Annotated in this window: 25 protein-coding genes; 19 read left to right on the top strand and 6 right to left on the bottom strand. The window is 64.3% G+C overall.

Annotated elements, in window-relative coordinates:
- Nucleotides 1–439 precede the first annotated feature (439 nt).
- The 6 genes from ACTHL0_RS04920 to ACTHL0_RS04895 are packed head-to-tail and all read left to right on the top strand — an operon-like array spanning nt 440 to nt 7,434.
- On the top strand, nt 440–1,369 hold the full coding sequence (locus ACTHL0_RS04920; protein WP_440565473.1) for an ABC transporter substrate-binding protein: 930 nt from the start codon (nt 440–442) through the stop codon (nt 1,367–1,369).
- A gap of 48 nt (nt 1,370–1,417) precedes the next feature.
- Nucleotides 1,418–2,959 carry an ATP-binding cassette domain-containing protein gene (locus tag ACTHL0_RS04915; protein WP_440565472.1) on the top strand — a complete coding sequence of 514 codons (1,542 nt, stop codon included), beginning with the start codon at nt 1,418–1,420 and terminating at the stop codon, nt 2,957–2,959.
- Nucleotides 2,956–3,894, top strand: a complete 939-nt coding sequence (locus ACTHL0_RS04910; RefSeq protein WP_440565471.1) for an ABC transporter permease — start codon at nt 2,956–2,958, stop codon at nt 3,892–3,894. Before ACTHL0_RS04915 ends, ACTHL0_RS04910 begins: the two co-directional genes overlap by 4 nt.
- Nucleotides 3,891–4,919, top strand: a complete 1,029-nt coding sequence (locus tag ACTHL0_RS04905; RefSeq protein ID WP_440565470.1) for an ABC transporter permease — start codon at nt 3,891–3,893, stop codon at nt 4,917–4,919. Before ACTHL0_RS04910 ends, ACTHL0_RS04905 begins: the two co-directional genes overlap by 4 nt.
- Before the next feature lie 41 nt (nt 4,920–4,960).
- The gene (locus ACTHL0_RS04900) at nt 4,961–5,881 is read left to right on the top strand and encodes an SMP-30/gluconolactonase/LRE family protein (protein WP_440565469.1); all 921 of its coding nucleotides are present in this window, start codon (nt 4,961–4,963) and stop codon (nt 5,879–5,881) included.
- Nucleotides 5,878–7,434: a UxaA family hydrolase gene (locus tag ACTHL0_RS04895; protein WP_440565468.1), complete on the top strand. Its 1,557-nt coding sequence runs from the start codon at nt 5,878–5,880 to the stop codon at nt 7,432–7,434. The genes ACTHL0_RS04900 and ACTHL0_RS04895 overlap by 4 nt, the downstream gene beginning before the upstream one ends.
- Nucleotides 7,435–7,481: 47 nt before the next feature.
- On the opposite strand, the gene ACTHL0_RS04890 is transcribed toward ACTHL0_RS04895, so the two are convergent.
- From ACTHL0_RS04890 to ACTHL0_RS04880, 3 genes are all read right to left on the bottom strand, one after another.
- A complete protein-coding gene (locus tag ACTHL0_RS04890; protein ID WP_440565467.1) occupies nt 7,482–8,363 on the bottom strand; it encodes an alpha/beta fold hydrolase in 882 nt (293 codons plus the stop codon).
- Nucleotides 8,364–8,670: 307 nt separating this feature from the next.
- Nucleotides 8,671–9,210: a hypothetical protein gene (locus ACTHL0_RS04885; RefSeq protein ID WP_440565466.1), complete on the bottom strand. Its 540-nt coding sequence runs from the start codon at nt 9,208–9,210 to the stop codon at nt 8,671–8,673.
- 61 nt (nt 9,211–9,271) lie between these two features.
- A complete protein-coding gene (locus tag ACTHL0_RS04880) occupies nt 9,272–10,171 on the bottom strand; it encodes a LysR family transcriptional regulator (protein ID WP_440565465.1) in 900 nt (299 codons plus the stop codon).
- Between the two features lie 98 nt (nt 10,172–10,269).
- On the opposite strand from ACTHL0_RS04880, the gene ACTHL0_RS04875 reads away from it, so the two are divergent.
- The 3 genes from ACTHL0_RS04875 to ACTHL0_RS04865 all read left to right on the top strand — a co-directional run bounded on the left by ACTHL0_RS04875 (nt 10,270) and on the right by ACTHL0_RS04865 (nt 13,065).
- On the top strand, nt 10,270–11,199 hold the full coding sequence (locus ACTHL0_RS04875; RefSeq protein WP_440565464.1) for a DMT family transporter: 930 nt from the start codon (nt 10,270–10,272) through the stop codon (nt 11,197–11,199).
- Nucleotides 11,200–11,499: 300 nt separating this feature from the next.
- The gene (locus ACTHL0_RS04870) at nt 11,500–12,885 is read left to right on the top strand and encodes a tetratricopeptide repeat protein (protein WP_440565463.1); all 1,386 of its coding nucleotides are present in this window, start codon (nt 11,500–11,502) and stop codon (nt 12,883–12,885) included.
- A 12-nt stretch (nt 12,886–12,897) separates the two neighbouring features.
- Nucleotides 12,898–13,065: a hypothetical protein gene (locus tag ACTHL0_RS04865; protein WP_440565462.1), complete on the top strand. Its 168-nt coding sequence runs from the start codon at nt 12,898–12,900 to the stop codon at nt 13,063–13,065.
- A gap of 24 nt (nt 13,066–13,089) precedes the next feature.
- Here ACTHL0_RS04865 and ACTHL0_RS04860 read toward each other — a convergent pair whose 3' ends face one another.
- Nucleotides 13,090–13,227 carry an HHHH-motif protein gene (locus ACTHL0_RS04860; RefSeq protein ID WP_440565461.1) on the bottom strand — a complete coding sequence of 46 codons (138 nt, stop codon included), beginning with the start codon at nt 13,225–13,227 and terminating at the stop codon, nt 13,090–13,092.
- Between the two features lie 107 nt (nt 13,228–13,334).
- Nucleotides 13,335–13,787, bottom strand: coding sequence for a winged helix-turn-helix transcriptional regulator (locus ACTHL0_RS04855; RefSeq protein ID WP_440565460.1), 453 nt, complete (start codon nt 13,785–13,787; stop codon nt 13,335–13,337).
- 185 nt (nt 13,788–13,972) lie between these two features.
- Between ACTHL0_RS04855 and ACTHL0_RS04850 the strand changes: the two genes are divergently transcribed.
- The 8 genes from ACTHL0_RS04850 to ACTHL0_RS04815 all read left to right on the top strand — a co-directional run bounded on the left by ACTHL0_RS04850 (nt 13,973) and on the right by ACTHL0_RS04815 (nt 22,284).
- Nucleotides 13,973–14,893, top strand: coding sequence for an alpha/beta fold hydrolase (locus ACTHL0_RS04850; RefSeq protein ID WP_440565459.1), 921 nt, complete (start codon nt 13,973–13,975; stop codon nt 14,891–14,893).
- Between the two features lie 229 nt (nt 14,894–15,122).
- Nucleotides 15,123–17,360: a TonB-dependent receptor gene (locus ACTHL0_RS04845; RefSeq protein WP_440565458.1), complete on the top strand. Its 2,238-nt coding sequence runs from the start codon at nt 15,123–15,125 to the stop codon at nt 17,358–17,360.
- An 82-nt stretch (nt 17,361–17,442) separates the two neighbouring features.
- Complete coding sequence (locus tag ACTHL0_RS04840) at nt 17,443–18,126, top strand: Fe2+-dependent dioxygenase (RefSeq protein WP_440565457.1); 684 nt, start codon at nt 17,443–17,445, stop codon at nt 18,124–18,126.
- Nucleotides 18,123–18,812 (top strand): PepSY-associated TM helix domain-containing protein, encoded by a 690-nt coding sequence (locus ACTHL0_RS04835; protein ID WP_440565456.1) that lies wholly within the window; start codon nt 18,123–18,125, stop codon nt 18,810–18,812. The genes ACTHL0_RS04840 and ACTHL0_RS04835 overlap by 4 nt, the downstream gene beginning before the upstream one ends.
- A gap of 72 nt (nt 18,813–18,884) precedes the next feature.
- Nucleotides 18,885–20,015, top strand: coding sequence for a bifunctional 3,4-dihydroxy-2-butanone-4-phosphate synthase/GTP cyclohydrolase II (ribBA, locus tag ACTHL0_RS04830; RefSeq protein ID WP_440565455.1), 1,131 nt, complete (start codon nt 18,885–18,887; stop codon nt 20,013–20,015).
- A gap of 62 nt (nt 20,016–20,077) precedes the next feature.
- The gene (gene ribH, locus ACTHL0_RS04825; RefSeq protein WP_440565454.1) at nt 20,078–20,590 is read left to right on the top strand and encodes a 6,7-dimethyl-8-ribityllumazine synthase; all 513 of its coding nucleotides are present in this window, start codon (nt 20,078–20,080) and stop codon (nt 20,588–20,590) included.
- Complete coding sequence (gene nusB / locus ACTHL0_RS04820) at nt 20,587–21,024, top strand: transcription antitermination factor NusB (protein ID WP_440565453.1); 438 nt, start codon at nt 20,587–20,589, stop codon at nt 21,022–21,024. Before ribH ends, nusB begins: the two co-directional genes overlap by 4 nt.
- A 69-nt stretch (nt 21,025–21,093) precedes the next feature.
- A complete protein-coding gene (locus ACTHL0_RS04815) occupies nt 21,094–22,284 on the top strand; it encodes a pyridoxal phosphate-dependent aminotransferase (RefSeq protein ID WP_440565452.1) in 1,191 nt (396 codons plus the stop codon).
- Nucleotides 22,285–22,397: 113 nt separating this feature from the next.
- Here the strand turns inward: ACTHL0_RS04815 and ACTHL0_RS04810 are convergent, their stop codons facing one another.
- Nucleotides 22,398–23,540, bottom strand: a complete 1,143-nt coding sequence (locus ACTHL0_RS04810; protein ID WP_440565451.1) for a transglycosylase SLT domain-containing protein — start codon at nt 23,538–23,540, stop codon at nt 22,398–22,400.
- Between the two features lie 592 nt (nt 23,541–24,132).
- Between ACTHL0_RS04810 and ACTHL0_RS04805 the strand changes: the two genes are divergently transcribed.
- Nucleotides 24,133–25,707 (top strand): UbiD family decarboxylase, encoded by a 1,575-nt coding sequence (locus tag ACTHL0_RS04805; protein WP_440565450.1) that lies wholly within the window; start codon nt 24,133–24,135, stop codon nt 25,705–25,707.
- A gap of 49 nt (nt 25,708–25,756) precedes the next feature.
- The coding region (locus ACTHL0_RS04800) for an asparaginase (RefSeq protein WP_440565449.1) at nt 25,757–26,213 on the top strand (457 nt) is incomplete at its 3' end.

Below are 26,213 nucleotides of genomic sequence, written 5' to 3'. Positions count from 1 at the left end.
GGTCCAAAGAGGTAGCGCGAGGCAGCACGCGGGCGATGAACTGCTCGGGATCGTTACGGTCGGTTTTCATGAGCCTTGGGCACCTACCCAATCAAATAATCATTCTACGGGCGGCGGCCGTGCGGCTCATACATTGGCCGTTTCAACGCACCCTACGGGCAACCATCACATCGAGCGACATGCAGAAACTTCACCCATGTCGTCGTTCAACTAGTATATTAGTCAACCGAGACTGGCCGTCAACCCGGCTCGACCTTCTCGCCCCCCCCGTGCGCCTCTTTGAGTTGTGCCGCATCGTCGCACTGGGCGTGGACGTTCCAAACAGATCAAAAGGAGACAGCAAGTGCGTTCGACCCTCGCTTCTGCAGTTCTCGGATTGTGTCTCGTTGCCCATGGCGCCGCCCAGGCGCAAACCGCGATCGCCGGCAGCACCGCAGCGATGAAGGTCGCGCTGTCCAACAATTACGCCGGCAACAGCTGGCGCCAAGCCATGCTGAAAAGCTGGGCCGAGGTGGCCGATCCGGCCGTCAAGTCCGGCATCGTCGCGGCAGCGCCCACGTTCACAACGGCGGAGAATCAGGCCACCGAGCAGGCGCAGCAAATCCAGAATCTCATCCTGCAGGGCTACAAGGCCATCGCCATCGACGCCGCCTCACCCACCGCGCTCAATGGGGTGATCAAGCAAGCCTGTGCAGCGGGCGTCACCGTCGTCACGTTCGACGGCATTGCGACCGAACCGTGCGCGTATCGCATCGCCGTCGACTTCCATCAACTCGGCGCCATGCAGATCGACTACATGGCCAAGCGCCTGAACGGCAAAGGCAACCTGCTCGAAATTCGAGGCCTGGCCGGCGTATCGGTCGATGATGAGATTCACCGCGGCATCACCGACGAAATCAAGAAGTATCCGGGCTTGAAGATCGTCGGCTCGGTGCACGGCGACTGGACGCAGACGGTCGCGCAGAAACAGGTGGCCGGCATCTTGCCCACTCTGCCGAAGATCGACGGTGTCGTCGCTCAAGGCGGCGACGGCTTCGGCGCGGCCAACGCGATCAAGGAAGCCGGGCGCCCCACTCCGATCATCATCCTCGGCAACCGCCAGGAGGAGCTTGCATGGTGGGCGCAGCAGCGCAAGAACGGCGGGTATGAGACGCTCTCCGTGACCATCCCGCCCGGCTGCTCGACTTTCGCATTCTGGGTCACGCAGCAATTGCTGGCGGGCAAGAAGCTCCCGCACGATATCCGCATGCCGCTCATGGCCGTTACGGCCGACGAGCTCGACGCCGTGCTCGCGAAGACGCCGCCGGGCGGCATCGCCAACAAGCTGTACAGCCGCGATGAGGTGACGAAGATCGTCGACGCCAAATAGCCGCTTGCTGCCATAGGCGCCGGACGAACGAAATGCAGGGAGGACGAATTGATCGACGCTCATGCCCCCGCGCAACCGCAGCCGCAATCGAGAAGCACGGCGCCAGCGCTGATTGCGCTGGATGGGATCGGCAAGCGGTTCGGCCGCGTGAAAGCGCTGGCCGATATCTGCTTCGAATTTCGACCCGGTGAATGCGTCGGCATCGCCGGCCACAACGGCGCTGGCAAATCCACGCTGACGGCGGTGCTGACAGGCGTATTCCAGCCCGACGAGGGGACCATGACGATCGAGGGCCGCCCAGTCACGGCCTACGATCCGAATGCGGCCCGTGCCGCAGGTGTGCGCTGCGTATTCCAGGAGCTATCGCTATGCGCTAACCTGAGCGTGGCCGAGAACATGCCGATCCTGCACCCGGAATTGCGCGGGCATGACTGGCGGCGCCGCGCCACGCGCCTCATGCTCGAGCAGCTCGACGCGATCTTTCCCGGGCACGGCCTGAAAGGACACGAACTGATCGCCGACCTCACGTTGACTCAACGTCAGATGGTGGAGATCGCGCGCGCGTTCACCGTGGTCAGCGATCCCGTGAAGCTCGTCATCCTCGATGAGCCTACTTCGAGTCTCGACGCGCATACCGCCGCGCAGCTGCTCGCTTTCGTCGGAAAGGCCGGCGAGCGCGGCATCGCAACGATTCTGATCAGCCATATGCTCGGTGAGATCGTGCACGCGGCGCATCGCGTGCTGGTGATGCGCGATGGCCGCGTCGCGGCGCTCCTGCCGCGCGAGGCGGTTACGCATGACGCGATCGTGGCGGCGATGGGCCAGGAACTCGATGCCGGTCTCGCGCAAGCGACACGGCGCGAGACCGACAGTGCGAATGCTCGCGCGACGCTCGCCTACCACTGGACGCTCGGGGCCGGCGCCAGAGGGCGAATCGATGCGCCGCACGGCGAAGTCATCGGCTTCGCGGGACTTGCCGGCCAAGGACAGAGCGAAGCGCTACTCACGATCTACGAGGCGGCAACGAAAGGGCGCGAACAAGTGGCGTTCGTGGCCGGCGACCGCCCGCGCGACGGCGTCTTTCCACTATGGTCGATCGCGCAAAATCTGGACATTCGGTGGCTGCTCGACGGGCGGCGCAAACCGGACGGCGGCGCAACGCCGTTTGCCCTGCCGCCCCGTGTGATCGATCGCCGTGCGGCGCGCGCGCTCGCCCGCGCCTGGACCGAGCGCATCGGCATACGCGGCGCCCCCTCGGGCGCGGGCATTCTCTCGCTGTCGGGCGGCAACCAGCAGAAGGTGCTGTTTGCACGCGCGCTGGCATCCGATGCGCAATTGATCCTGATGGACGACCCCACGCGCGGCGTGGATATCGGCACGAAGCGCGAGCTGTACCGGCTCATACGCGAGGAGGCGGCGCGTGGCCGCACATTCATCTGGTACACGACCGAGAACGACGAGTTCGCGCACTGCGACCGAACCTACGTGTTCCGAGCGGGCCGGGTGACGAAACTGCTGCACGCCCACGAATGCAACGAGCAGTCGCTGCTGGCGGCGAGCTTCGCGGACTTCGAGGAGGCTCAAGCATGAACTGGACGCTCGACCGCGCTACGCTGCGCGCGCTGCTGCCCGCGTTTTCCCTCGTCGCGGTACTGGTGCCGATCTTCTTTCTGCAGCCCACCACCTTCAGCTATTTCGGCATCGGCCTGCTGCTCAACCTCGCCGTACCGCTCGTGCTCGCCACGCTCGCGCAACTCGCGATCATCACCGCAAACGATCTCGATCTGTCGATTGGGCCCTTCGTGAGTCTCGTCGCTTGCATTGGCGCAACGCTGCTGGCAGACCGGCCACTCCTCGGCTTCGCGGCGCTCGCCGGCTGCGTGTTCCTATATGCGGCCGTGGGTGCCCTCGTCGAATTCCGGCAGATTCCCTCCATCGTCGTCACGCTCGGCCTCTCGTTCGTCTGGAACGGGCTCGCCGTGCTGCTGCTTCCCACGCCGGGCGGCACGAGCCCGGCATGGCTGGCCTCGGTCATGGGGTATCAAACGCCTTTCGTCGCCGCGCCGATCCTCTGGTCGACGGTGATCGCCGTGCTCGTGCATCTTCTGCTGATGCGCTCTTCGTTCGGCGTGCGACTGCGCGGCACGGGCGGCAACCCGCGCGCGATGCGGCGTTTCGGCTGGTCGCTCGTGCGCGGCAAGGCGCTGCTGTACGGTATCGCGGCGATTTTCGGCGTGCTCTCGGGGCTCTGCCTGCTCGGCCTGACGACATCCGCCGATGCCAATCTCGCGCTGCGCTACACGCTGCTGTCGATTGCCGCCGTCATCCTGGGCGGCGGCGAGTTCATTGGCGGACGCGTGTCGGTGATAGGCGCGGTCATGGGTGCGGCGACGCTCACGCTCGCGGCCTCGTTTCTCGCTTTTCTGAATGTGTCGCCGGATTGGCAGGTCGGCATGCAAGGCGCGATCCTGATCATCGTGCTCTCCCTGCGCGTGCTGCTGCAACGGCGCGGAGGCCAGCGATGAGCGGCAACGATTCGAGCACCCGCACGGCGCCGGCCGTGCAAGCACCGGGCGGCGCGCCGGTCGAACCTTCCGCGGGCATCGGCTTCGCGGCGCGGCTGCGCTCGTTCGAAACGCCCTGGCTATGGTCGTTCTCAGGCGCCCTCCTCGTCTGGTTCGTCATCGCCGCCGTGTTCGGCTTCTCGATCGCCGGCAACGTTGCGGTCACGGCGCTGGTGTTCGCGGTTTTCATGGTGCTCGTCGGTCTCGGTCAGATGATCGTCATCACAGCCGGCCCCGGCAACATCGATTTGTCGATGCCTTCCGCGATCGCGCTAAGCGGCGTGTTGGGCGTGCAGTTGATGAAAGGCCGCGACGATTTGATCCTGCTCGGCGTAGCCGTGGCACTCACGGTGGGCCTGCTCGTGGGCCTGGCGAACTATCTGCTGATTCGCGTGCTTCGCATCCCGCCTATCATCGCCACGCTCTCGTCGAGCTTCATCGTGCAGTCGATCGCCATCACGCAGAGTCGCGGCATGCCTGCCCCGCCCCACGCGCTGCAAGCATTCGCGAATGCACGCCTGATCGGCGTCCCCGATATCGCGTGGCTCGCGCTGGTGTTGTCGATCGCGCTGGCGTTCGTACTGCATCGGACCGTGTTCGGCCGCGCTCTTTCGGCGCTCGGCCAGAACGCGCGGGCCGCATGGCTCGCGGGTGTGCAAGTCGAGCGCGTGCGCTGGGTGACGTACGTGCTTGCCGCGATCATCGCCGCGTTGACCGGGCTTCTGCTGGCAGCCGTGTCGGGCGGTGCCGCGCTCGATATGGGCGTGGAATATATGCTGATCTCCGTGGCGGTCGTCGTGATCGGCGGCACCCAGGTCGCGGGAGGCAAAGGCACCGTGGCTGGGGTCTGGGGCGCGTCGCTGTTCCTCTATCTCACGAATGCCATGCTCAACGCGCTAGGCGCCGGCGCAGGCATACGTTCGATCGTTTATGGCGTGCTCATCATCGCTGTCGTCGTCGCGAGCGGACGCCGAGTGCGCCAATGAGCGGCGCGCTGAGAATCACTTAAAAAGACTTAGGAAAAACGATGAATCCCAACGAATACGAAGTCCACGACGCACGTTTTCGCGCGCTGCTTCAACCGAACGCGCCATTCGAAAAGCTCGCGGGCGGCTCCATGTGGGCCGAGGGACCCGTCTGGTTTCCGGCGGCCGAATTTCTCGTTTGGAGCGACATTCCCAATAACCGCATGATGCGCTGGGTGCCCGGCATCGGCACGGGCGTGTTCCGTACGAACGCGAACTTCAGCAACGGCAACACGCTGGACCGGGAATGCCGGCTCGTGAGCTGCGAGCACGGCACGCGCCGCGTCACGCGCACCGAGCATGACGGCCGCATCACCGTCATCGCGGACCGCCACGATGGCCGCAGATTCAATTCGCCGAACGACGTGGTCGTGCACTCGGACGGCTCCGTCTGGTTCACCGATCCGGATTACGGCATCCTAAGTGACTACGAAGGCTATCGCGCGCCGAGCGAAATCGGCGCCTGTCATGTGTACCGCGTCGCGCCGGACACCGGAGAGGTCGCGTGCGTGGCCGACGACTTCGCGAAGCCGAACGGTTTGGCATTCTCGCCGGACGAAGCGCGGCTCTATGTGGCCGACTCCGGCGCATCGCACATCGAGAACGGCCCGCACCATATCAGGGTGTTCGACGTCGATGCAAACGGCCGCTTGCGCAACGGGCGCGTGTTCGCTGAAGTCGCGCCGGGCGTACCGGACGGCATGCGTGTGGACGAGCACGGCAACGTCTGGACCAGCGCCGGCGACGGCATTCATTGCTATGCGCCCGACGGTACGCTGCTCGGCAAGATCCTCGTACCCGAAACCGTGGCGAACCTCGTCTTCGGCGGGCCGCTGCGCAATCGCCTTTTCATCGCGGCAAGCACGTCTGTGTATTCGCTCTATGTCGGTGTGCGCGGCGCATATGCGGGAGGCCCGCGATGAACTCCGGCAGCCGGCTGCCTGCGCCGCAGCTTTCCGGCGCGTTGATTCTGCTCGATCCACGCGACGACGTCGCGCTTGCGCGTGAACAACTGTTGCCCGGCGCGCCGCTCGATCACGCGCATCGCGTCGCCGGTCTCATTCCTGCGGGCCACAAGATCGCCGTGCGCGACGTCGCAGCGGGCGCGCCGGTACGGCGCTATGGGCAGATTATCGGCTTCGCGAGCCGCCCGATTCGATGCGGGGAGCACGTCCATACCCATAACCTTTCGATGGGCGAGTTCGAGCGCGACTATGCGTTCGGCGTGGACGCCCGCGCGACGCCGCGTACCGCGCAGCCTGCCATGTTCCAAGGCATTCGTCGCGCGGACGGCCGCATCGCGACGCGCAACTACGTCGGCATCCTGACTACGGTCAACTGTTCGGCCACGGTCGCACGCGCGATCGCCGATCATTTTCGCCGGGACATCCATCCCGAGGCGCTCGAAGCCTTTCCGAACGTGGATGGAGTGGTCGCGCTGACGCACGGACAGGGCTGCGCGATGGCCGCCGAAGGCGAACCGATCGCCGTGCTGCGGCGCACGCTCGCCGGCTATGCACGGCATCCGAATTTCTTTGCGGTCCTGATCGTCGGGCTCGGCTGCGAGACAAACCAGATCGACGAGCTTGTCGAAGCGGAGCATCTCGAACGCAGCGCACAGCTTGCGACGATGACGATTCAGCAAACCGGCGGAACCGCTCGCACGGTGGCTGCAGGCATCGAGCGCGTGCGCGAACTGCTCATCCAAGCCAACCGTGTGACGCGCGAGCCGGTGGAGGCGGGCCATTTAATGGTGGGCCTCCAATGCGGCGGCTCCGATAGCTATTCGGGGATGACGGCCAACCCCGCGCTCGGCTCGGCCGTGGACCGTCTGGTGGCGCACGGCGGCACCGCGATCCTTTCCGAAACGCCCGAGATTTACGGTGCGGAGCATCTGCTGACGCGCCGCGCCGCCTCGCGCGAAGTCGGTGAAAAGCTTCTCGCGCGGCTGCGTTGGTGGGAAGCCTATTGCGCGCGGATGAACGCAGACATGAACAACAATCCATCGGCCGGCAACAAGGCGGGCGGCTTGACGACGATCCTCGAGAAGTCGCTCGGCGCGGTGGCAAAGGGCGGCACCACGCCACTGGTCGAGACGTACGAATACGCGGAGCCGGTGCGCGCGCACGGGCTCGTGTTCATGGATACGCCGGGCTACGATCCGGTATCGGCGACGGGCCAGGTGGCGGGCGGCGCCAACTTGATCTGCTTTACGACCGGACGTGGCTCCGCCTATGGCTGCGCGCCGGCGCCGTCGTTGAAATTCGGCACGAACAGCGCGTTATGGCGGCGCCAGCAGGAGGACATCGACCTGAACTGCGGGACCATCCTGGACGGCGAGCAGAGCGTCGAAGAAGTTGGCGCGGCCATCTTCGAACTCATGCTCGCCACGGCATCGGGGCAACGCACGAAAAGCGAAAAGCATGGCTATGGGCAGAATGAGTTCGTGCCCTGGCAGTTGGGGGCGATTATGTGAGGGTGGCGGCTTGCGCGGGAAACCGGGTCACACCGCGCTGGCGTAGCTCACTGCCCCACGAATGAATCGATACGCCGCGCCAGTTCGATCGGATACTTGAACATGAGCGCATGGCCGGCGTCCGCGATCCGATCCAGGCTCGCACGTGGAATGATCTGTTGCAGCCGATACGCGTTGGCCTGCGCCAGCACGCTATCGTCAGCACCCGCAATCACCAGCGTGCGCACAGGCGAACGACGCAGCGCGTTGGCGGAGGGGGAATCCGCAAACCATTTCGTCATTGCGCCGGCTTGCTGCGCGGCTACCGTATCGGGCACAGACGGATTCGCGTAACCGCGCGGCACGAACATATCGGCAACGAAGCACCGCTTTGCATCCTCAATGGCGTCGGCTGGAAACAGCACTTTCATGATGTCGACGAACGCGTTCGGACCGTGACCGGAGAGCACCGACTGCACCTCGGGGGCCAGCGGCACGGCTTGCGGCCCTGGCGGCGCGGTGGTGATCAGCGTGAGTGATTCCACCTTCTCAGGCGCATCGAGCGCGAGTTGCTGCGCGATCATGCCGCCCATGGACCAGCCGACTACGTTCACCCGCGCAACACCGAGCGCCGCGACGACATCGGCCGCATCATCGGCCATGTCGTGAATATCGTAGTTCGGCCCGTAGCGGCCTTGGCGCGTTGACGAACGACCGATGCCGCGGTTGTCGAATGCAATGACCTCGTGATGCCGGGCGAGTTCGCCAAGGAAGTACGCGTTCCATTCGCCGAGCGTCGCCCGATAGCCGGTGATCAGCAGCAGCGGCGAACCGTGTCCGAAACGCACGATGGAGATCGGGCCATTCCTGCCCTGGATCGTGTCCGCCGTCACGCGGCCGGTGTGGTCAGGACGCGCTGCATCCAAGCCGCATAATTGGCTGGTACCCAAAGAAACATCTTCGGCGGCCGCGGGCGCGGCACTCAGCGCTAGCGGTAACGCCGCGCTTATGCCAAATAGCGCAGCGCGAATTCGCTTCGTCAGCATCATGCAAGGCTCCTTGGGGAAAACGGTGATCATCTACCAACGGAGTGCTTTCGTCAGCGTAACCGTCTCGATCGGCGGGTCATGACCGTCCGATGTCAGCCCATATCGACCGGAGCCCCGGATTCGGGGATTCGCCGATTCGCGAACGGACGGGTGGATGGATGAATGACTGAGATGACTGAGTCTTTCGCGCAGCGGCGCGTCGAAGGCGTTACTCCGCTGTCAATCTTTCAACTTGCAGCGGGCATTGGCCAACCAGCCTCAATGTTTTACCCGTCCACAGATAAAACAATTTTTTCGGCTGGGCCAAACAGCGTTCGTCGTCATTGAAGCACCCGGACACGATGAAGAGTTTGCTGTCCGGCTTGAAGTCGATACGCTCATCGTCGTTACCCATCACGCCGCCGACGTCGGTTTCCCCCGGCATCGTATAAACGCGCCCGGTATGCTTATCGACGATCGCGAAGTCACGGCAATCCGTTCCACACCCCCAGATCGTCACGCGATAATGTCCCGCAAAGTTCGCCGGTTCGGAGAAGTCAGTGCGAATAGCCGTGCGGAATAGCCGGGCCTTTTTGCTGGTGAGCTGCGGACGCACCGCCGCAGAATGCGGCGCGCTCGCCGGCGCCGCGGGATAGTCGGCGAACTGCGGCGGGTTGCAGGAAGCCGCCTGCGCGGACATCGGTAAAGCCCCGAAACAGGAACCGGCCAAGAGCAAGCCCCCTACTGTTTTCAATCCCTTTCCACCCATTGTTTTTCCTCGACAAGCGCCAACCCATGCTTTGCGATAGCGCGAACATTGGCGATGCCGATTAAACCACGATCGCATCCGGCATCCGCTCGCTTTCCATCGGCCGGCTCAGGTCCTGCTGCATTTGCGCAGCGAGGTAGTCGCAAGTCGGACGATTGGATTTGGCACTGCGCGCCACCACGATGTCCAGCGGCTCGATCTCAGGCAGTCCATATCGCCCGCCCAGCACGCCAAGGCGCTCGGGAATGCTGCATCGAGCGAGTGCCGCGATGGCCAGCCCCGCGTCCACCACGGCCAGCAAGCCCAGCATGCTGGCGCTGCTGTAAGCGGCGCGGTACGGCACGGCCGCGCGATCAAGTGCGGCGACCGTGTTTGCGCGCGCCATGCAGCCCGACTCATACAGCGCGACAGGCAGCGGACGCGTTTGCCAGAGCCGCGGCTCATCAGGCTTGCCGACCCACCATACCGGCTCGCGCCGAATGAAGTCGCCATTCAAGCGCAGGCTGCGATCACGGGTAACGAAAGCTAAATCGATGCGGTTCTCTTCCAGCATCGGGGCCAGCGCGGTGCTTTGCGCGCAGATCACCGTGATATCCACCGCCGGGTACATCGCCGAAAACCGGCGCAGCACCGGCGGCAGCAGGGAGGAAATGTAGTCGTCGGGCGCGCCCAGGACGACATCGCCGGTGATATCCGGCCGAGCCACTGCCGCCCAAGCCTCGTCTTGCAATGATCGAATGCGGCGCGCGTACTCGAGCAGCGTGGCGCCCGCATGGGTCAGGGACAGATTGCGGGTGTCCCGCACGAACAAGGCTGTGCCGATCGCACTCTCCAGCCGCTTGATCTGCATGCTGACCGCGGCTTGCGAACGGCAAACGACCTGAGCCGCCTTGGTAAAACTGCCGAGTTCCGCAGCGGCGATGAAAGTCTTGAGCAAGTCGGAATCGAAATCTGGCGTCATAAGTGATTCATAAATCGATCTGATGAGTTCTCTAAGTTTTATTCGTTTGATTGAAACATGCAAGCCCCGGATACTGAAGCTCCATTCCAGGAGCCGCCATGCCGACCTCGATCGCCCGACCCGACGCTTCCCGCCAGGGGGTGGCCGCATTTTCCGCCGCGGCGGTGCTCATGGGGACGATGGGCGTGTTCGTCGCGCAAGCCGCGCTCGATCCCATCACGACGGTGTTCTACCGATGCGTGTTCGGGCTGGCGACGATGGCGCTCTACTGCGCCTATAAAGGCTATTTACGCAGCCAACGTTTTACCGGTCGATTGATGGGCCTGGCACTGCTGTCCGGCGTACTGATGGTGTCGCAGTGGGTGTTCTTCTTCGGCGCGCTTCAGGGTGTCGGTATTGCAGTGGCGACCGTGGTGTTCCACGTCCAGCCGTTCTGGGTGATTCTGCTCGGGGCCGCGATCTTTCGCGAGCGCGTGGGCGTGGCGAAATCGGCATGGATCATCGTCGCCTTCGTCGGCCTTTCCCTCGCCGCCGGCATCGGCTGGAGCACGCTTTCGGCAGATCGCGCGTATCTCGTCGGGATCGGATTCACGCTGATCGCCTCCGTCCTCTACGCCGGTGTCACGTTGATCGCGAAAGCGCTCGGCGCGCTGCGGCCCCATCTGCTCACGATGATCCAATGCGCCGTAGGCGTCGTCAGTTTGCCGTGGCTGGCGCCATCCGGCGCGCTCGGTCACGTGAATCTGCACCAGTGGGGGTGGCTGGCCGGGCTCGGGGTCTTGCATACCGGCGTCTCCTACGCGCTCATCTATGGGGCCGTCCCGAAGCTGCCGGTGTCCGTGATCGCGGTGCTCCAGTTCATCTATCCGTTGACGGCGGTTCTCGTCGACTGGCTCGTGTACGGCCGCGCATTGACACCGCTGCAAGGACTTGGGGTCGCGCTGATCGTGCTCGCCAGTCTGGGCGTCAACCTGGGATGGTCCTTCGGCGGCAGCACCGTGCGCCGGGCGGGGAGTCAGCCACGTTAGCGGGTCGATAGCCATTCGATTGCAGCGGGCAGGCGGCATTCCCGACGAAAGCGAGTTCGACGGCGCCGATCCCTCGCTGCACAAGATCAGCGCAACGCCGGAGCGCGAAACGGTCGTGTGATTCGATGCCGCGGCACGGGGCTGAAGGGCTCAAGGGCTCAAGGGCCAACGGTATACTGACGGCCGCGCAGCGGTGCCCGCGCCCGCGTTTGCGGATCAAGCACAGGCGCCACCGTCCTGAGCGTCGCTCGGGCCCATTACCGGCTTGCCGTCAACTGTCCAACACCCAGCCCGCGTCCGATGAGTTCATCGATTGCCGCGCTCCTCGAAGCGGCGCAACAGCACTTTCAAGCCGGTCGGCTCGACGCGGCAGCGCAGCTGTTGCACGACGTCATCCAAATTGATCCTTCCAATGGCGACGCGCTGGAAGGGCTCGGCTACGTCGCCGCTCATCGTCGCGATGCTGCCACGGCAGCAGATTATTTCGATCGTGCCTTGGCGCAGTCGCCGCTCAATCAGGAGCGCCTGAACCGCGCGGCCACAGCACATCAAGCAGCAGGACACCCTGCTCGCGCCGTCGAACTGTACGAGCAGATCCTGCAACTCACGCCGCGCGATGTCGACGTGCTGTTCGCCGCCGGTCGATCGTTGTCCGAACTGGGCGAGCACGAACGCGCGTTGCAGATGCTGATGCGTGCGCACGCAATCCGTCCCGGCGCCTGGCAGGTCCACTACAACCTCGGCCGCACGCTCGGGTTGCTCGGACGCTTCGACGAGGAAATCAGCGCCTACCGCCGGGCCATCGATTTGAAGCCGGGCAACGCGATCGTCTATGTGAATCTCGGCGTGGCGTTGCGTGAACAGCGTCGTTTCGATGAGGCATTGCGCGCTTTCAAGAAGGCGCTGCAGATCGATCCGAACGATGCGGGGGCACGGACGAACCGCGCACAAACGAACTTGCTGCTGGGGCAATATGAACACGGCTGGCGCGAATACGAATGGCGCTGGCGCGACGGTGGGCAGCAACACGAATTCGGCGATTCGGTATGGCTTGGCGAAGCGCCGTTGGAAGGTAAGACCCTGCTCGTCCATAGCGAGCAGGGCTTTGGCGATACGTTGCAATTCGTGCGCTTCGTCCCGTTGCTCGCCGCCCGGGGCGCCCGCGTCGTGTTACGCGTACAGGACCCGCTGCGGCCGCTGCTGATGGGGTTTGCGGGAGCGGACGTGGTGATCGGCCAACACGATGTCGTCCCGCCGTTCGACTATCACTGTCCGCTGATGAGCTTGCCGCATGCGCTGAAGATCCATGCCCTGCCGGTCCCGGCCGAACCGTATCTGCAAGCCGATCCAACATTGCGCGCCGAGTGGCGCAAGCGCATTCCGGAAGCGCCGCGGCGAGTGCGTGTTGGCCTCGCATGGAGCGGTAGCCGTGGCCATGTCAACGACCGTTTTCGTTCGATGCGGCTCGCCGATTGCACGACGGTTCTCGATGCGGATGCGACCTTCGTGTCGCTGGTGAAGGACGTGCGCGAATGTGATCAGGAAGCGTTGCGCAGCAGCGCTCGTATGGTCGATGTATCGGGCGGGATCGAAACTTTCGCCGATACTGCGGCCTTGATCGCGGAACTCGATCTTGTCATCTGCGTCGACACGGCGGTCGCGCATTTGGCGGGAGCACTCGGCTAGTCCGTTTGGATCATGCTGCCGCATTTGCCCGATTGGCGCTGGCTGCTGGACCGCACCGACAGCCCGTGGTATCCGAACGTCCGTCTGTTCCGGCAGCCGCAGCGGGGCGATTGGGCCAGCGTGGCGGCGCAAGTGCGTGCGGCGCTCGATGAATGTGTCGCGCGCTTCGATCGGGGCTGAACCGCGACCGGAGCGCGCTGCCGATCAACGCACCCAGCGGCAGACGCGATGATGATGGTGGCCCCAGCGACACACTTTGTGCGGATGCGCTTCGGCAATGGCCGGAACAAGCACGGCAGTCGTAACGGCGGCCAATACGATCGTCTTTAGCAGGGTCTTCATTTTTACCTCCTCGTAAGAGTGAATTCGGGTCAACGGTGCGTTGCCCATTGTCAATCGGCGAGATGATACGAACGCGCCATATTTCAAATGTGAGAACTTGCTACCGCTCATGACACCCGGGGCAATTGCACGATGGTGTCTTCGGGCGTGAGGGGGCGTCCCTCTTGCGAGCGCACTTCAATCTGTTCCAGTGGATGGCCCGTTTTTCTGTCGAGCAGGCGCGCGCGAGGCTCCCCGGGCTCGAAGAAGAACGCGTCGCCCCACTGACGTAGCGCCACCAGCACCGGAAAGAGCCCACGGCCCTTCTTCGTCAAGACGTACTCCTGGTACGCCCCGCCATCGGACGCGGGCGCGGCCTCCATGATCCCGTGGGCGACCAGCATGCGCAGCCGCGCCGCCAGGATGTTCTTCGCCAAACCCAAGCTCGCCTGGAATTCACCGAATCGACGTAGCCCCGCCAACGCGTCCCGCACGATCAGCAACGACCAGCCATCGCCGATCGCATCCAAAGGCCGTGCCACGCCACACGGCGTGTCTTGGTGAGAAGTTCGCTTGACCATAAGAGATTCCAGATGAGCGCCTGCGAGCGGAGCCTTATCGAAGCAACAGGTTGCAATTTAAAACGCCCTCTGCTACAAATGCAATGGTTTCATGTTGAAACCGTAACGAACGCGCAGCGCCGCCGTTCGCGCCGCTCATGCCTTGCGCGCTCGCCCCTTGACGCTTTCACGTTCCTGGAGCATCGATGATTCGACCTGACGATACGTTCGACGGCACGTTCCCCTACGCCCCGCAGTTCTGCGACGCGCCGGGGTTTTCGATGCATTACGTCGACGAGGGCCCGCGCGACGGCGAACCCGTTCTCTGTCTGCACGGCGAGCCGACGTGGGGTTATCTGTTTCGCCACCTGATCGCGGCCTTGCGTGGAACGTATCGCGTCATCGCCCCCGATCACATGGGCTTCGGCAAAAGCGCGACGCCGAGCGACCGCAGCTATTGGCTGCAGGATCACGTCGACAATCTCGAACGCTTCGTCCTAAGCCTCGATCTGCGCGACATCACGCTTGTCATGCACGACTTCGGCGGCCCCGTAGGGATGGGATTGGCCGCGCGTCATCCCGGCCGGATCAGTCGAATCGTTTCGATCAATGGACCCACTCCGTTCGGACAAGCGGATCTAGGCGAGCGCCTTACCGCGAATGCCCGGCAATCCCCTTGGTTCCAATGGATCCTGAAGGCCGAATCGCAAGGGCGCCTGGAGGGCGTATTGGGCGAGCTCGAGTTCAACATTCTCAGCACGCTGAAGCTGAACGGCTTCGAGAACCATGCGGTCATCAACGATGTGTGGCTGAGGGCGTACGGCTCGCGCTTCGGCCGCTTCGACGATTGCGCCGGCGCGATTGGCTGGGCCAAGGGCTTCGCTATCGGAGCGCACCGCTTCGAAACACCCGACGAAGCAGCCCTCCGCGCCGTCGCGGCAATGCCAGCGCTCGCAATCTGGGGCATGGCGGATCGCACCTTGAACGCCTCGCACTTTCTCCCGCTCTTTAACGAGACCTTCCCGCAAGCCGCCGTGCATCGGCTCGTCGGCGCCGGTCACTACAGCCTCGAAGACGCACCCGAGTCGATCGCGGCGCACGTCGCGTTGTTCCTCGAGCAAACGTGACCCCATCGATTTGACGTGGCGGCAGAGGAGACCGCCCCGCCGCCCTCTTCCCACCCACCTCGCCAGAACGGTCGGTTCAGATTTATCTTGAAATTCTCGCCCCAATATGTAACGATAATCATTCTCATTTGCATTATCAAACTCAGGTAGACGCCCTGCGTGCCGCCTGCAAAACATGCCCGCCGCTTCGACGGCCGGCGATAAAACATCGATACAGGGGTTTTTCCATATGCCGAACAAGACGCCGCTCGCGAGGGCGCTCCAACTCGCACTTGCGCTTCATGCCACGGCGCTTCCGCTCGCAGCCCATGCCCAAGCGTTATCGGCGCGAGCGGTTCCGAACAGCCCTGGCCGCGAAGACGCCGCGGCCTCGGCCCCGGCTGCCGCCCCCGGAGCGAACGTGGCGCTGGCATCGGCTGCGACGCTGCCGACAATCAAGATCGACGGCAGCGCGATCCGCACTGATTTCCGCCGCGACAAATCGTCCGTCGGAGCAAAGGTGGCAACCGCGCAACGCGATATCGCGCAATCGGTCACGGTCATCAACCAGGCGCTGATGCAGTCGCAAGGCGCCACCTCGTTTCAAGACAGCTTGCGCAATGCGCCCGGTATCACGATCGGCGGTGCCGAGGGCGGCCAGATCGGCAACAACATCAATCTGCGAGGATTCACGGCGCAAAACGACATCTATCTCGACGGTTTCCGCGATCGCAACCAGTACTATCGCGACACGTTCGATCTCGAGTCGATCGACGTGCTCTATGGCCCTTCGTCGATGCTATTCGGCCGCGGCTCGACCGGCGGCGTCATCAACCAGGTCAGCAAACGGCCTTCGCTCAAGCCCTCGGCAGAACTCTCGACGACGATCGGTACCAACGATCGCTATCGGACCACGGTGGATCTGAACCACCCGCTGACGGAGACGGCAGCGTTGCGCGTCGACGCATTCGGTCAGTCGATCGGTTCGACCCGCGACGAAATGAAGAACAAGGATTACGGGATTGCGCCGTCGATCCGCTTCGGGATCGGCACACCAACGGAAGTCACGATCTCCGCGCTGATCCAGCACAACTACGACATGCCCGACTACGGGGTGCAATCGCTGAACGGCCACCCCTTCGCGCCATCGATGCACACCTACTACGGGTTGACCGACGACCGCACGCTCCAGGACTTGCAGTCGCTGCGGGCACGCATCGATCATAAGTTTTCGGATTCGCTGTCGATATCGAATCGAACGCAGATCTCGCATTCGATGACCGACGCGCGCGAGACCGCCGCACGTGCCGTGCTCACCGGCCCGCTCGCAACGAGCACGCCGCTGTCGAACGGCAACTTCACCGCGCTGCCGCTGCAGAATCTGTATGTGCAGCTCCAGAGCCACGACCGCGTGATCCAGAACCGCACGCTCAGCAACGACACGATGGTCCGCTACCAATTCAATACGGGGCCGCTCGACCACGATTTGATCGCGGGCACAGAGATCGGCTACGAGACGTATAGCAACCAAGCCTACATCCGCAATAATCTGCCGATCGTCTCGCTGATCGATCCCGTGTACGTGAGCACGCCGACGAACGTGACGCAGACCGTCGGCAACTACGCGCAATCGGGCGCGATGTCGCTCGCCGCGTACGTGAACGACACCATTTCCATCGGCGAGCACTGGAAGGTCATCGGAGGCTTACGCTGGGATCGCTTCCAAGCGCACATCAGCAATACGATCAATGCCCCCGGCTATACGTCGCAGACGAACCACTTCACGAGCGTGCGCGCCGGAGCGATCTATCAGCCCACGGATTGGCAGTCGTACTACGTCTCCTACGGCACGTCGTTCGATCCGTCGCTCGAAGCGCTGACCGTCACCAATTTCACGCAGAACCTTGCACCGGAGCACACGCAATCGTACGAGGTGGGCGGCAAGTGGGATCTGCTCGGCGGCGGCCTGTCGGTCACGTCGGCGCTCTTTCAGCAGGAGATGGACAATGCGCGCACGCAGTTGTCTTCGTCGGAATACACGCTCGACGGCGACATCCGCGTGCGAGGGTTTCAGGCAGGCGTGACGGGTCATCTCCTGCCGAACTGGCAGCTCTTCGCCGGATACTCGTACATGGACGCGACGATTCTTCGGGCGCGCGACGGTACGCAGGGCCACACGCCGGCCAATACCCCGCGCAACACGCTGACACTATGGAGCACCTATAACGTGACGCCACACTGGGAGATCGGCGGCGGTCCCACGTATATGTCGGCGCGCTACGCAGCGAACACGAACTATGTGCAAGCCGGCGGTTACACGCGCTGGGATGCAATGGCCGCGTATCACGAGAAGCAGTGGGATTTGCGCCTGAATCTGCTCAACCTGACCAACAAGTTCTACTACGACGCGCTGATCCAGTCGGATGGTGGCCGTTCCGTCCCAGGCATCGGCCGCACGCTCCTCGCAACATTCGAATACCGGCTTTGAGAATACGGCGTCCCGGCGTACTGGGCCGATTCCGATAGGAAGCGCACCCAGCCGATCCGGAGCGTCGCGAAGGACTTCCCCTATGCTGCTACAGATTCCCGGCGTTCTGAGCGCCGAGCAAATATCTATCTTGCGAACTCGGCTTGATCAAGCAGGCGACGCCTGGGTCGACGGCCGCGCGACGGCCGGTTACTCGGGCGCGCCGGTCAAACGCAACCAGCAGATCGCCGAGCACACGCCCATCGCACGCGAGCTGGGCGATGTCGTGCTGGCCGCGCTCGAGCGGCACCCGCTCTTTATCAGCGCCGCGCTGCCGAACCAGGTCTATCCGCCGCTCTTCAACCGCTACGAGGGCGGCATGACGTTCGGCAATCATGTCGACGGCGCGGTGCGGGTGCTGCCAAACGGGATCAAGCTGCGCACCGATGTGTCCGCCACGCTGTTCCTTTCCTCGCCGGACGAGTACGACGGCGGCGAACTCGTGATCGAAGACACCTACGGTTCCCATGCGGTGAAGCTCCCGGCCGGCGATATGGTGATCTACCCGGCCACGAGCGTGCACCGTGTGATGCCCGTCACGCGCGGCGTGCGCGTCGCCAGCTTCTTGTGGGTGCAAAGCCTCGTGCGCAGCGATGCGCAACGCGCGCTGCTATTCGACATGGACAATGCCATTCAGCGCCTGAACGCGACCGAGGCCGACGAGCTCGCACGCCGCAACCTCGTCGGCTGCTATCACAACCTTCTGCGTCTCTGGAGCGAACCATGACGGTATCGGAAGCCGCCGCGTCGCTGCGCGCGTCGCCCTCCGCCGCCACGGATGCACGCACGAAACGCGGGCGGCGGCGCGCAGACTTGATCAAGTGGATACGCAACATTCATGGCTGGATTGGGCTATGGGGCGCGGCGCTTGGCCTGCTGTTCGGCGCGACCGGCTTCGTGCTCAATCACCGGAGCGAGCCGCTGCGCATTTCAACCGGTGCGCCCCAGGTCTCGACCGTGCAAGTCGCGCTACCCCGCCCCGCCCCGCCAACGCCGCATGAACTCGCGCAATGGCTGCGCGCAACGTTCCATCTGACGGGCCGGCTGGGCCGGGTACAGCGCGAGCCCCAACATCGGGTTGCCTGGGGCGGGCACGACACGATGCAGCCGGAACACTGGCAGCTCGTGTTCTCGGCGCCGCAAGAAAACGTCACGGCCGAATACTGGATGGGCAACGACTTCCTGACGCTCAAACGCACCGGGAATTCGTTCGTCGCCACGCTGACGAACCTGCCTAAGGGCGTCGGGCTCAGTATCGGGTGGGTCTTGCTGATCGATTCGCTTGCCGGCTCGCTCGTGCTCCTGTCGCTGACAGGCGTGCTGCTATGGACGCAATTGCACCGGGCAAAGACACTGGCAGCGGTTCTCGTGTTCGGCTCGATCGCGCTGGCCGTATGGGCAGGACTGTCGTAAAACGTGCTCGATGGCAGCGCGCGCCGCCCGCCGTGGCGTAAAATACGCGCTTTCTCAAACGTTACCCACGACATGTCTCTCGCCTCCACCCCCGAGATCATCGCCGAGCTCAAAGCCGGCCGGATGGTGATTCTCGTTGACGAAGAAGATCGCGAAAACGAAGGCGACCTGGTGCTCGCGGCCGATTTCGTCACCCCGGAAGCGATCAATTTCATGGCCCGGTACGGCCGCGGGTTGATTTGTCTGACGCTCACGCAAGAGCGCTGCAAGCAGTTGAATCTGCCGCTCATGACGTACCGGAATGGCACACAGTACGGCACCGCCTTCACGGTCAGCATCGAAGCCGCGGAAGGCGTCACCACCGGCATCTCCGCCGCCGATCGCGCCCGTACGATCGCAACCGCGGTGGCGCGCGATACGCGTGCCGAGCAGATCGTGCAGCCGGGCCACGTGTTCCCGATCATGGCGCAGCCGGGCGGCGTGCTCGTCCGCGCCGGGCATACGGAAGCCGGCTGCGATCTGACGGGGCTGGCCGGGCTTACGCCGGCCGCCGTCATCTGCGAAGTCATCAAAGACGACGGCACGATGGCACGCCTGCCCGATTTGATGGAATTTGCGGCGCAGCACAATCTGAAGCTCGGCACGATCGCGGATCTGATCCACTATCGCAGCCGCACCGAGTGCATCGTCACGCGCGTCGCCGAGCGCACGATGCAAACGGCGCACGGCCCGTTCCGCGCGGTGCTCTACCAGGATCAGCCGAGCGGTTCGCCTCACCTGGCCCTCGTGCGCGGCACGCCAAAGCCCGATCTCGAAACGCTCGTGCGTGTGCACGAGCCGCTGTCGGTGCTCGATCTGCTCGAAGTGGGCACGTCCACGCATTCGTGGACGCTCGACGCCGCCATCAAGGAAATCGCAGAGCGTGATCTCGGCGTCGTCGTCATGCTCAACTGCGGCGATACGAAAGATCATCTGATCGACGTCTTCAAGGCATTCGACGAAGAAGACAAAGCGGCCCAACTGAAGCGGCGGCCCGTCGATTTCAAGACTTACGGCGTCGGTGCGCAGATTCTGCGCGATCTGGAAGTCGGCAAGATGCAGGTGCTGTCGAACCCGCGCCGGCTCGGCAGCATGTCGGGCTACGGCCTCGAAGTGACAGGCTTCGTGCCGATGCCGGGCGCAGCGGTCCGCCCTGGCGCATAATCGCGGGCAATACGCCGGCACGGCTCGCCGCCTCCCAGTGACTCACTTTCTACGGACCTTTTATGGAAATCGGACAATACCAACCGAATCTCGACGGCGACGGCCTGCGCGTCGGCATCGTGCAATCGCGCTTCAACGAACCCGTCTGTAACGGCCTGGCCGATGCCTGCGTTGAAGAGCTCGAACGCCTGGGCGTCGCGGGCGAAGACGTGCTGCTCGTCAGCGTGCCCGGCGCACTCGAAATCCCGCTCGCGCTGCAAAAGCTCGCCGAAAGCGGCCAATTCGATGCACTGATCGCCCTCGGCGCCGTGATCCGCGGTGAAACGTATCACTTCGAACTCGTCTCCAATGAAAGCGGCGCCGGCGTGTCGCGCATCGCGCTCGATTTCGGCATCCCCGTCGCCAATGCTGTGTTGACCACGGACACCGACGAGCAAGCCGTCGCGCGGATGACCGAAAAGGGTCGAGATGCCGCCCGCGTGGCCGTCGAAATGGCGAACCTGTCGGTCGCACTCGAACAACTGGGCGGCGACGAAGATGAAGACGAGGACGAAGAAGAAGAGGACGAGGCATGAAGAGCGCCCGCCGACGCTCCCGCGAATTGGCCACGCAGGGGCTGTACCAGTGGCTGCTGTCGGGTGCGCCCGCCGGTGAAATCGACGCCCAGCTGCGCGGGGCGCAAGGCTTCGACAAGGCCGATCAGGAGCACCTCGATGCCTTGCTGCACGGGGTGATCCGCGAAAACGCCGAACTCTCGGGCGATCTCGCACCGTGCCTCGATCGTCCGATCGAGCAGTTGTCGCCCGTCGAGCGGGCCGTGCTGCTCGTCGCCGCGTTCGAGTTCAAGCATCACGTGGAAATTCCGTATCGTGTCGTGATCAACGAGGCAGTCGAACTCGCCAAGACGTTCGGCGGCTCGGACGGCTACAAGTATGTCAACGGCGTGCTCGATAAACTCGCGTTGAAGCTGCGCGCCACGGAATCGCAGGCGGGGCGGGCCAACCGCTAAGCCCTCGCCGGTCAGCACGCATCGCGCGCGCCGCTACCCGCGGCCGTGCCGATCGAATCCGGAACCAAGATGAATATCGCAGAACCGCTCACGAAGCTGGCGTCGCGCGTCGACGCGATCGCTCCGTTCTACGTCATGGAGCTGGCCAAGGAAGCCCGGCAGCTCGAACTGGCGGGGCGCCACATCATTCACATGGGCATCGGCGAGCCCGATTTCACGGCGCCGGAACCTGTCGTCGAAGCCGCGGCACAAGCGCTGCGGCGGGGCGTCACCCAGTACACGGGTGCGCTCGGAATCGCGCCGCTGCGCGAAGCGATCGCCGCTTTTTACCAGCGCACCTATGGCCTCGTCGTCGATCCGGCGCGCATCGTCGTCACTGCCGGCGCCTCGGCCGCGCTGCTGCTGGCCTGCGCGGCGCTCGTCGATCGCGACGACGAAGTGCTCATGCCCGATCCGTCGTACCCCTGCAATCGTCATTTCGTCGCCGCCATGGAAGGCAAGCCCGTGCTCGTGCCGAGCGGCCCCGAAGCGCGGTTTCAGCTGACGGCTGGCGACATCGAACGCCTCTGGGGGGCGAAGACGCGCGGCGTACTGCTTGCCTCGCCATCGAATCCCACCGGCACGTCGATCGAACCGGCGGAACTCGAACGCATCGTCAAGGCAGTACGGGCACGCGGCGGCTTCACGATCGTCGACGAAATCTACCAAGGGTTGTCGTACGACGCGCGGCCCGTCTCGGCGCTTTCGTTCGGCGACGACGTCGTCACGGTCAACAGCTTCTCGAAGTACTTCAACATGACCGGCTGGCGGCTCGGCTGGCTCATCGTGCCGCCGTCGATGGTCGACGCGTTCGAAAAGCTCGCGCAGAACCTGTTCATCTGCGCCTCGGCCCTCGCGCAGCATGCCGCCCTCGCCTGCTTCGAGCCGAAGACGATCGAGATCTACGAAGGGCGGCGCCTGGAGTTCAAGCGCCGGCGCGATTTCATCGTACCGGCGCTCCAGCGGCTCGGATTCGAGGTGCCTGTGGTACCGGACGGCGCGTTCTACGTCTATGCCAATTGCCGTGGCGTGCCGCATCCCGCGGCCGGCGACAGCGCGGCGCTGACAAAAGCCATGCTGCACGATGCGGGCGTGGTGCTGGTGCCGGGGCTCGACTTCGGTCAACACGCACCGCACGACTATATTCGCGTGTCGTACGCGACGGCCTATGCGTCGCTCGAGGAAGCAGTCGAACGGCTGGCTCGACTATTCGGACGTTGAGGCGTCGCTACGCTTGATCGTCGGCCGCACCGACGCGATAGCGACAGGTAAAAAAAAGCACCACAAAGATCGTGGTGCTTTTTTTTGTTCCCGAGGTGAAAGGCGCAAGACGCTTATGCGCCCAGTTCCACGTGGACGGCGCGCGAAGGCGCACCCGGGTTGGCGGGCTCGTCGTCGGAGGTCGACGTCGACGAATTGGCCGCGCCGGCTTTCGCCTGAACCGTGGTGGACGAGTGATTGCTTTCCAGCGCAACCTGCACGCGCTTGGTCGAGGCCATGACGGGCTTTTGCGGCGCCTGCGGCGCGTTGATCGGCACTTGACGGCCGCGCGCCACGTCGCGCAAGCGGCCGCGCTCGGCCATCACCTTGGCGCCGTAGCCGCCATCGTCCGGCGACGTGGATCCGACGTACAAGCGCAGACCATCCGGCAGCGAACCGCCGCGTGCGATGCAATCTTTCAGCACGACGGCGCCGACGGTAATGTTCGCCAGCGGCTCGAGGGCCGCGCCGGTACCGCCGAAGTACTGGAATTTGTCGGAATGGACCTTCGACATAACCTGCATGAGGCCCTGCGCGCCCACGCCGCTTTCCGCGTACGGATTGAAGCCCGATTCGATCGCCATCACCGCGAGCAGCAGCAGCGGATCGAGCCCGACTTGCCGGCCCGTGTCGAATGCGGCCTTGACGAGCTCGCCGACAGGCTCTTGCGCCACATGGTAGCGGCGCGCCAGATACGACGTGACACGGTTCTGCTCACGAGCCGAGACGAGCACGCGATCGTCGCGCGCATCGGCCGCAACGGGCTGCGACGAGATCATCTTCGCCAGCAAGTACAAGTTCGACGGCGTAATGCTGGTGGGCAGATGCGCGTCGGCCGCGGGCACCGCGGCAACAGCGAAACCGCTTGCGCCGCTGCCGTCGAACGCGCCGTCATAGCGGGCATTGTCGAGGCGGGCGGTGTCGAGCGTGGGCGCTTCGTCCGCGCCTTCCGGTGCCGGGGCGCCGAATGCGGGCAGCGGATGCCCGCTCAGCAGCCGCGCCGGGCCGGCCTGGACCGCCGCTTCGATGACCGGCATCATCCGCGCCGCCAAGGTGCCGCGCACGGTGGGCAAAAGCCACAGTGCAAGGCCGACCAGCACGGCGCAAGCACCGACCACGCTGAACAGGTGGTGACTGACACGCGTCCCGCGCCGGACAGCGGCTCGCACCGCTGAGCCGAAACTACCATCGGGACGCCACGATAACCAAGTATGCATTCGGATCTCCCATTGAGCATGGCTCGGCCTCGACGGGTACGGCGGCGCGCGAAGCGCCAATCGAGCGAGCCAAGGCGTCGCGGGCCTTGGTTGGGACCTGGGCGACGCCGGGATACGGCACCCTACCGCACGCGGCGGCAGCGAACCGTGTGGAGAGCCACATCGGAGCAAAAGGACCGGGAGCATGCCATTTGGCACGCACACAGTGGCTCTCACGCGAAGCCGGCGTCAACGCGCCGGCGCAATGACAACTAGTAGGCCGTTAGAGCGCCGTGCAGGGCGGCGTACGGTGACGCGATACTTCGCGCCGTGAGATAGATCGGGGCAGTGAACACAAAAACTACTTGGCCCTGCAGCCAATGTGGGACGGATTCTAGCAGGCTTTTATAGATCGTCAATGCTATAAAATTTCAGAATGATAACAAAATGTAATTAAGGAACCTCTCCGCGCGGCCGATAACCATGCCCGGCGCGCGTTTTGGCTATTTTGCGGTGTCGCCGTCGATCGGGCATCGTTGCTTTCCGCAGGTAAAATCGTCGCCTGCTTGGCGCCCATCCCCGTCGCGGCGCCGCCAGTCACAACGAACAAACCATGAAATACAAGGACTTGCGGGACTTCATCGGCCGCCTGGAGACGTTAGGCGAGCTGCAGCGCGTGCCGGAGAGCGTCTCACCCGTGCTCGAGATGACCGAGCTGTGCGATCGCGTGCTGCGTGCCGGCGGCCCCGCGCTGCGATTCGACGCACCAGCGGGTCACACCATTCCCGTGCTCGGCAACCTGTTCGGCACGACGCGCCGGATCGCGCTCGGCATGGGCATCGACGAAAGCGCCGCCGCCGAGGAAGGCGCGGCGCTGCGCTCCCTGCGCGATGTGGGGCGGCTGCTGTCGGCGCTCAAGGAGCCCGAGCCGCCCAAGGGGCTCAAAGATGCCGGCAAACTGCTGACGCTGGCCAAGGCGGTCTGGGACATGGCGCCCAAGACGGTCAGCGCACCGCCGTGCCAGGAGATCGTCTGGGAAGGCAATGATGTGGACTTGGCGCGGCTGCCGATTCAGACATGCTGGCCGGGCGACGTCGCCCCGCTCGTGACGTGGGGCCTGACCGTCACGCGCGGGCCGAACAAGCCCCGGCAAAACCTCGGCATCTATCGTCAGCAGCTGATTGGCCGCAACAAGCTCATCATGCGTTGGCTTGCGCATCGCGGCGGCGCGCTCGACTTCCGCGAGTTCGCGATGGCGAATCCGGGCAAGCCGTATCCGGTGGCCGTCGTGCTCGGCGCCGATCCGGCAACGATGCTCGGCGCGGTCACGCCGGTGCCCGATACGCTTTCCGAGTACCAGTTCGCCGGCCTGCTGCGCGGCGCACGCACGGAACTCGCGCGCTGCCTGACTCCCGGTCTCGACACCCTGCAAGTCCCGGCGCGCGCCGAAATCGTCCTGGAGGGGTTCATCTACCCGCAGGAAGGCGAACCCGGTCCGGCTCCGGCCGGCGCGCCGCCGCGGCCGTCGCAAAGCGCGGCGGCCCGCTACGAGCATGCGCTCGAAGGCCCCTACGGCGATCACACGGGCTACTACAACGAGCAGGAGTGGTTCCCCGTGTTCACGGTGGAGCGCATCACGATGCGCCGCGACGCAATCTATCACTCGACGTACACGGGCAAACCGCCCGACGAGCCGGCCATGCTCGGCGTCGCGCTGAACGAAGTGTTCGTGCCGCTGCTGCAAAAGCAGTTTCCGGAAATCACCGATTTCTATCTGCCGCCTGAGGGCTGCAGCTATCGGATGGCCATCGTGCAGATGAAGAAGAGTTACGCCGGGCACGCGAAACGCGTGCTGTTCGGCGTATGGAGCTTCCTGCGTCAATTCATGTATACGAAGTTCATCGTCGTCGTCGACGAGGACGTGGACGTGCGCGATTGGAAGGAAGTCATCTGGGCCATCACGACGCGGGTCGATCCGGCGCGCGATACGGTGCTCGTCGAACGCACGCCGATCGACTATCTGGACTTCGCCTCCCCCGTCGCGGGCCTCGGTTCGAAGATGGGAATCGATGCCACGAACAAGTGGCCCGGCGAAACCGATCGCGAATGGGGCCGGCCGATCGCGATGGACCCCGCCGTGAAAACGCGCGTCGACGCTTTATACGAACGCCTGGGGCTCGCGCGCTGAATCGGCGCCCGCGCCCTGCTCTTTCGCCCCGCCCGAGGACATTGCCACCATGAACGCCGCTTTCGCCTCCCAAGCTGCCGTGACGACCTATCGCGGCCCTGCCGTCGAGAACCGGCATCACGCGCATGTCGCCGTGGTGGATGCGGCGGGCCGCCTGCTTCTGTCGTTCGGCGATCCGCATCGCCCGACGCTGCCGCGTTCGGCCGTCAAGCCGGCGCAAGCGCTGGCCGTCCTCGAGACGGGTGCCCTGGAACGCTTCGGCTTCGACGAGGCCGATCTCGCGTTGATGTGCGCCTCGCACAGCAGTGAAGACCGCCATATCGCCCGCGCCCGGGCCATGCTCGGCAAAGCGCACGTGACGGAAAGCGACATGCGCTGCGGCGGCCACCCGCCGATTTCCGACAACGTCCTGCGCGCGTGGATCAAGCGCGATTTCACGCCAACGCCCGTTTGCAGCAACTGTTCGGGCAAACATGCCGGGATGCTTGCCGCCGCGCTGGCGATGG

Source organism: Trinickia sp. (assembly GCF_051961175.1).
Taxonomy (GTDB): Bacteria; Pseudomonadota; Gammaproteobacteria; order Burkholderiales; family Burkholderiaceae; genus Trinickia.
This window is presented reverse-complemented; position numbering and strand designations above follow the sequence as displayed.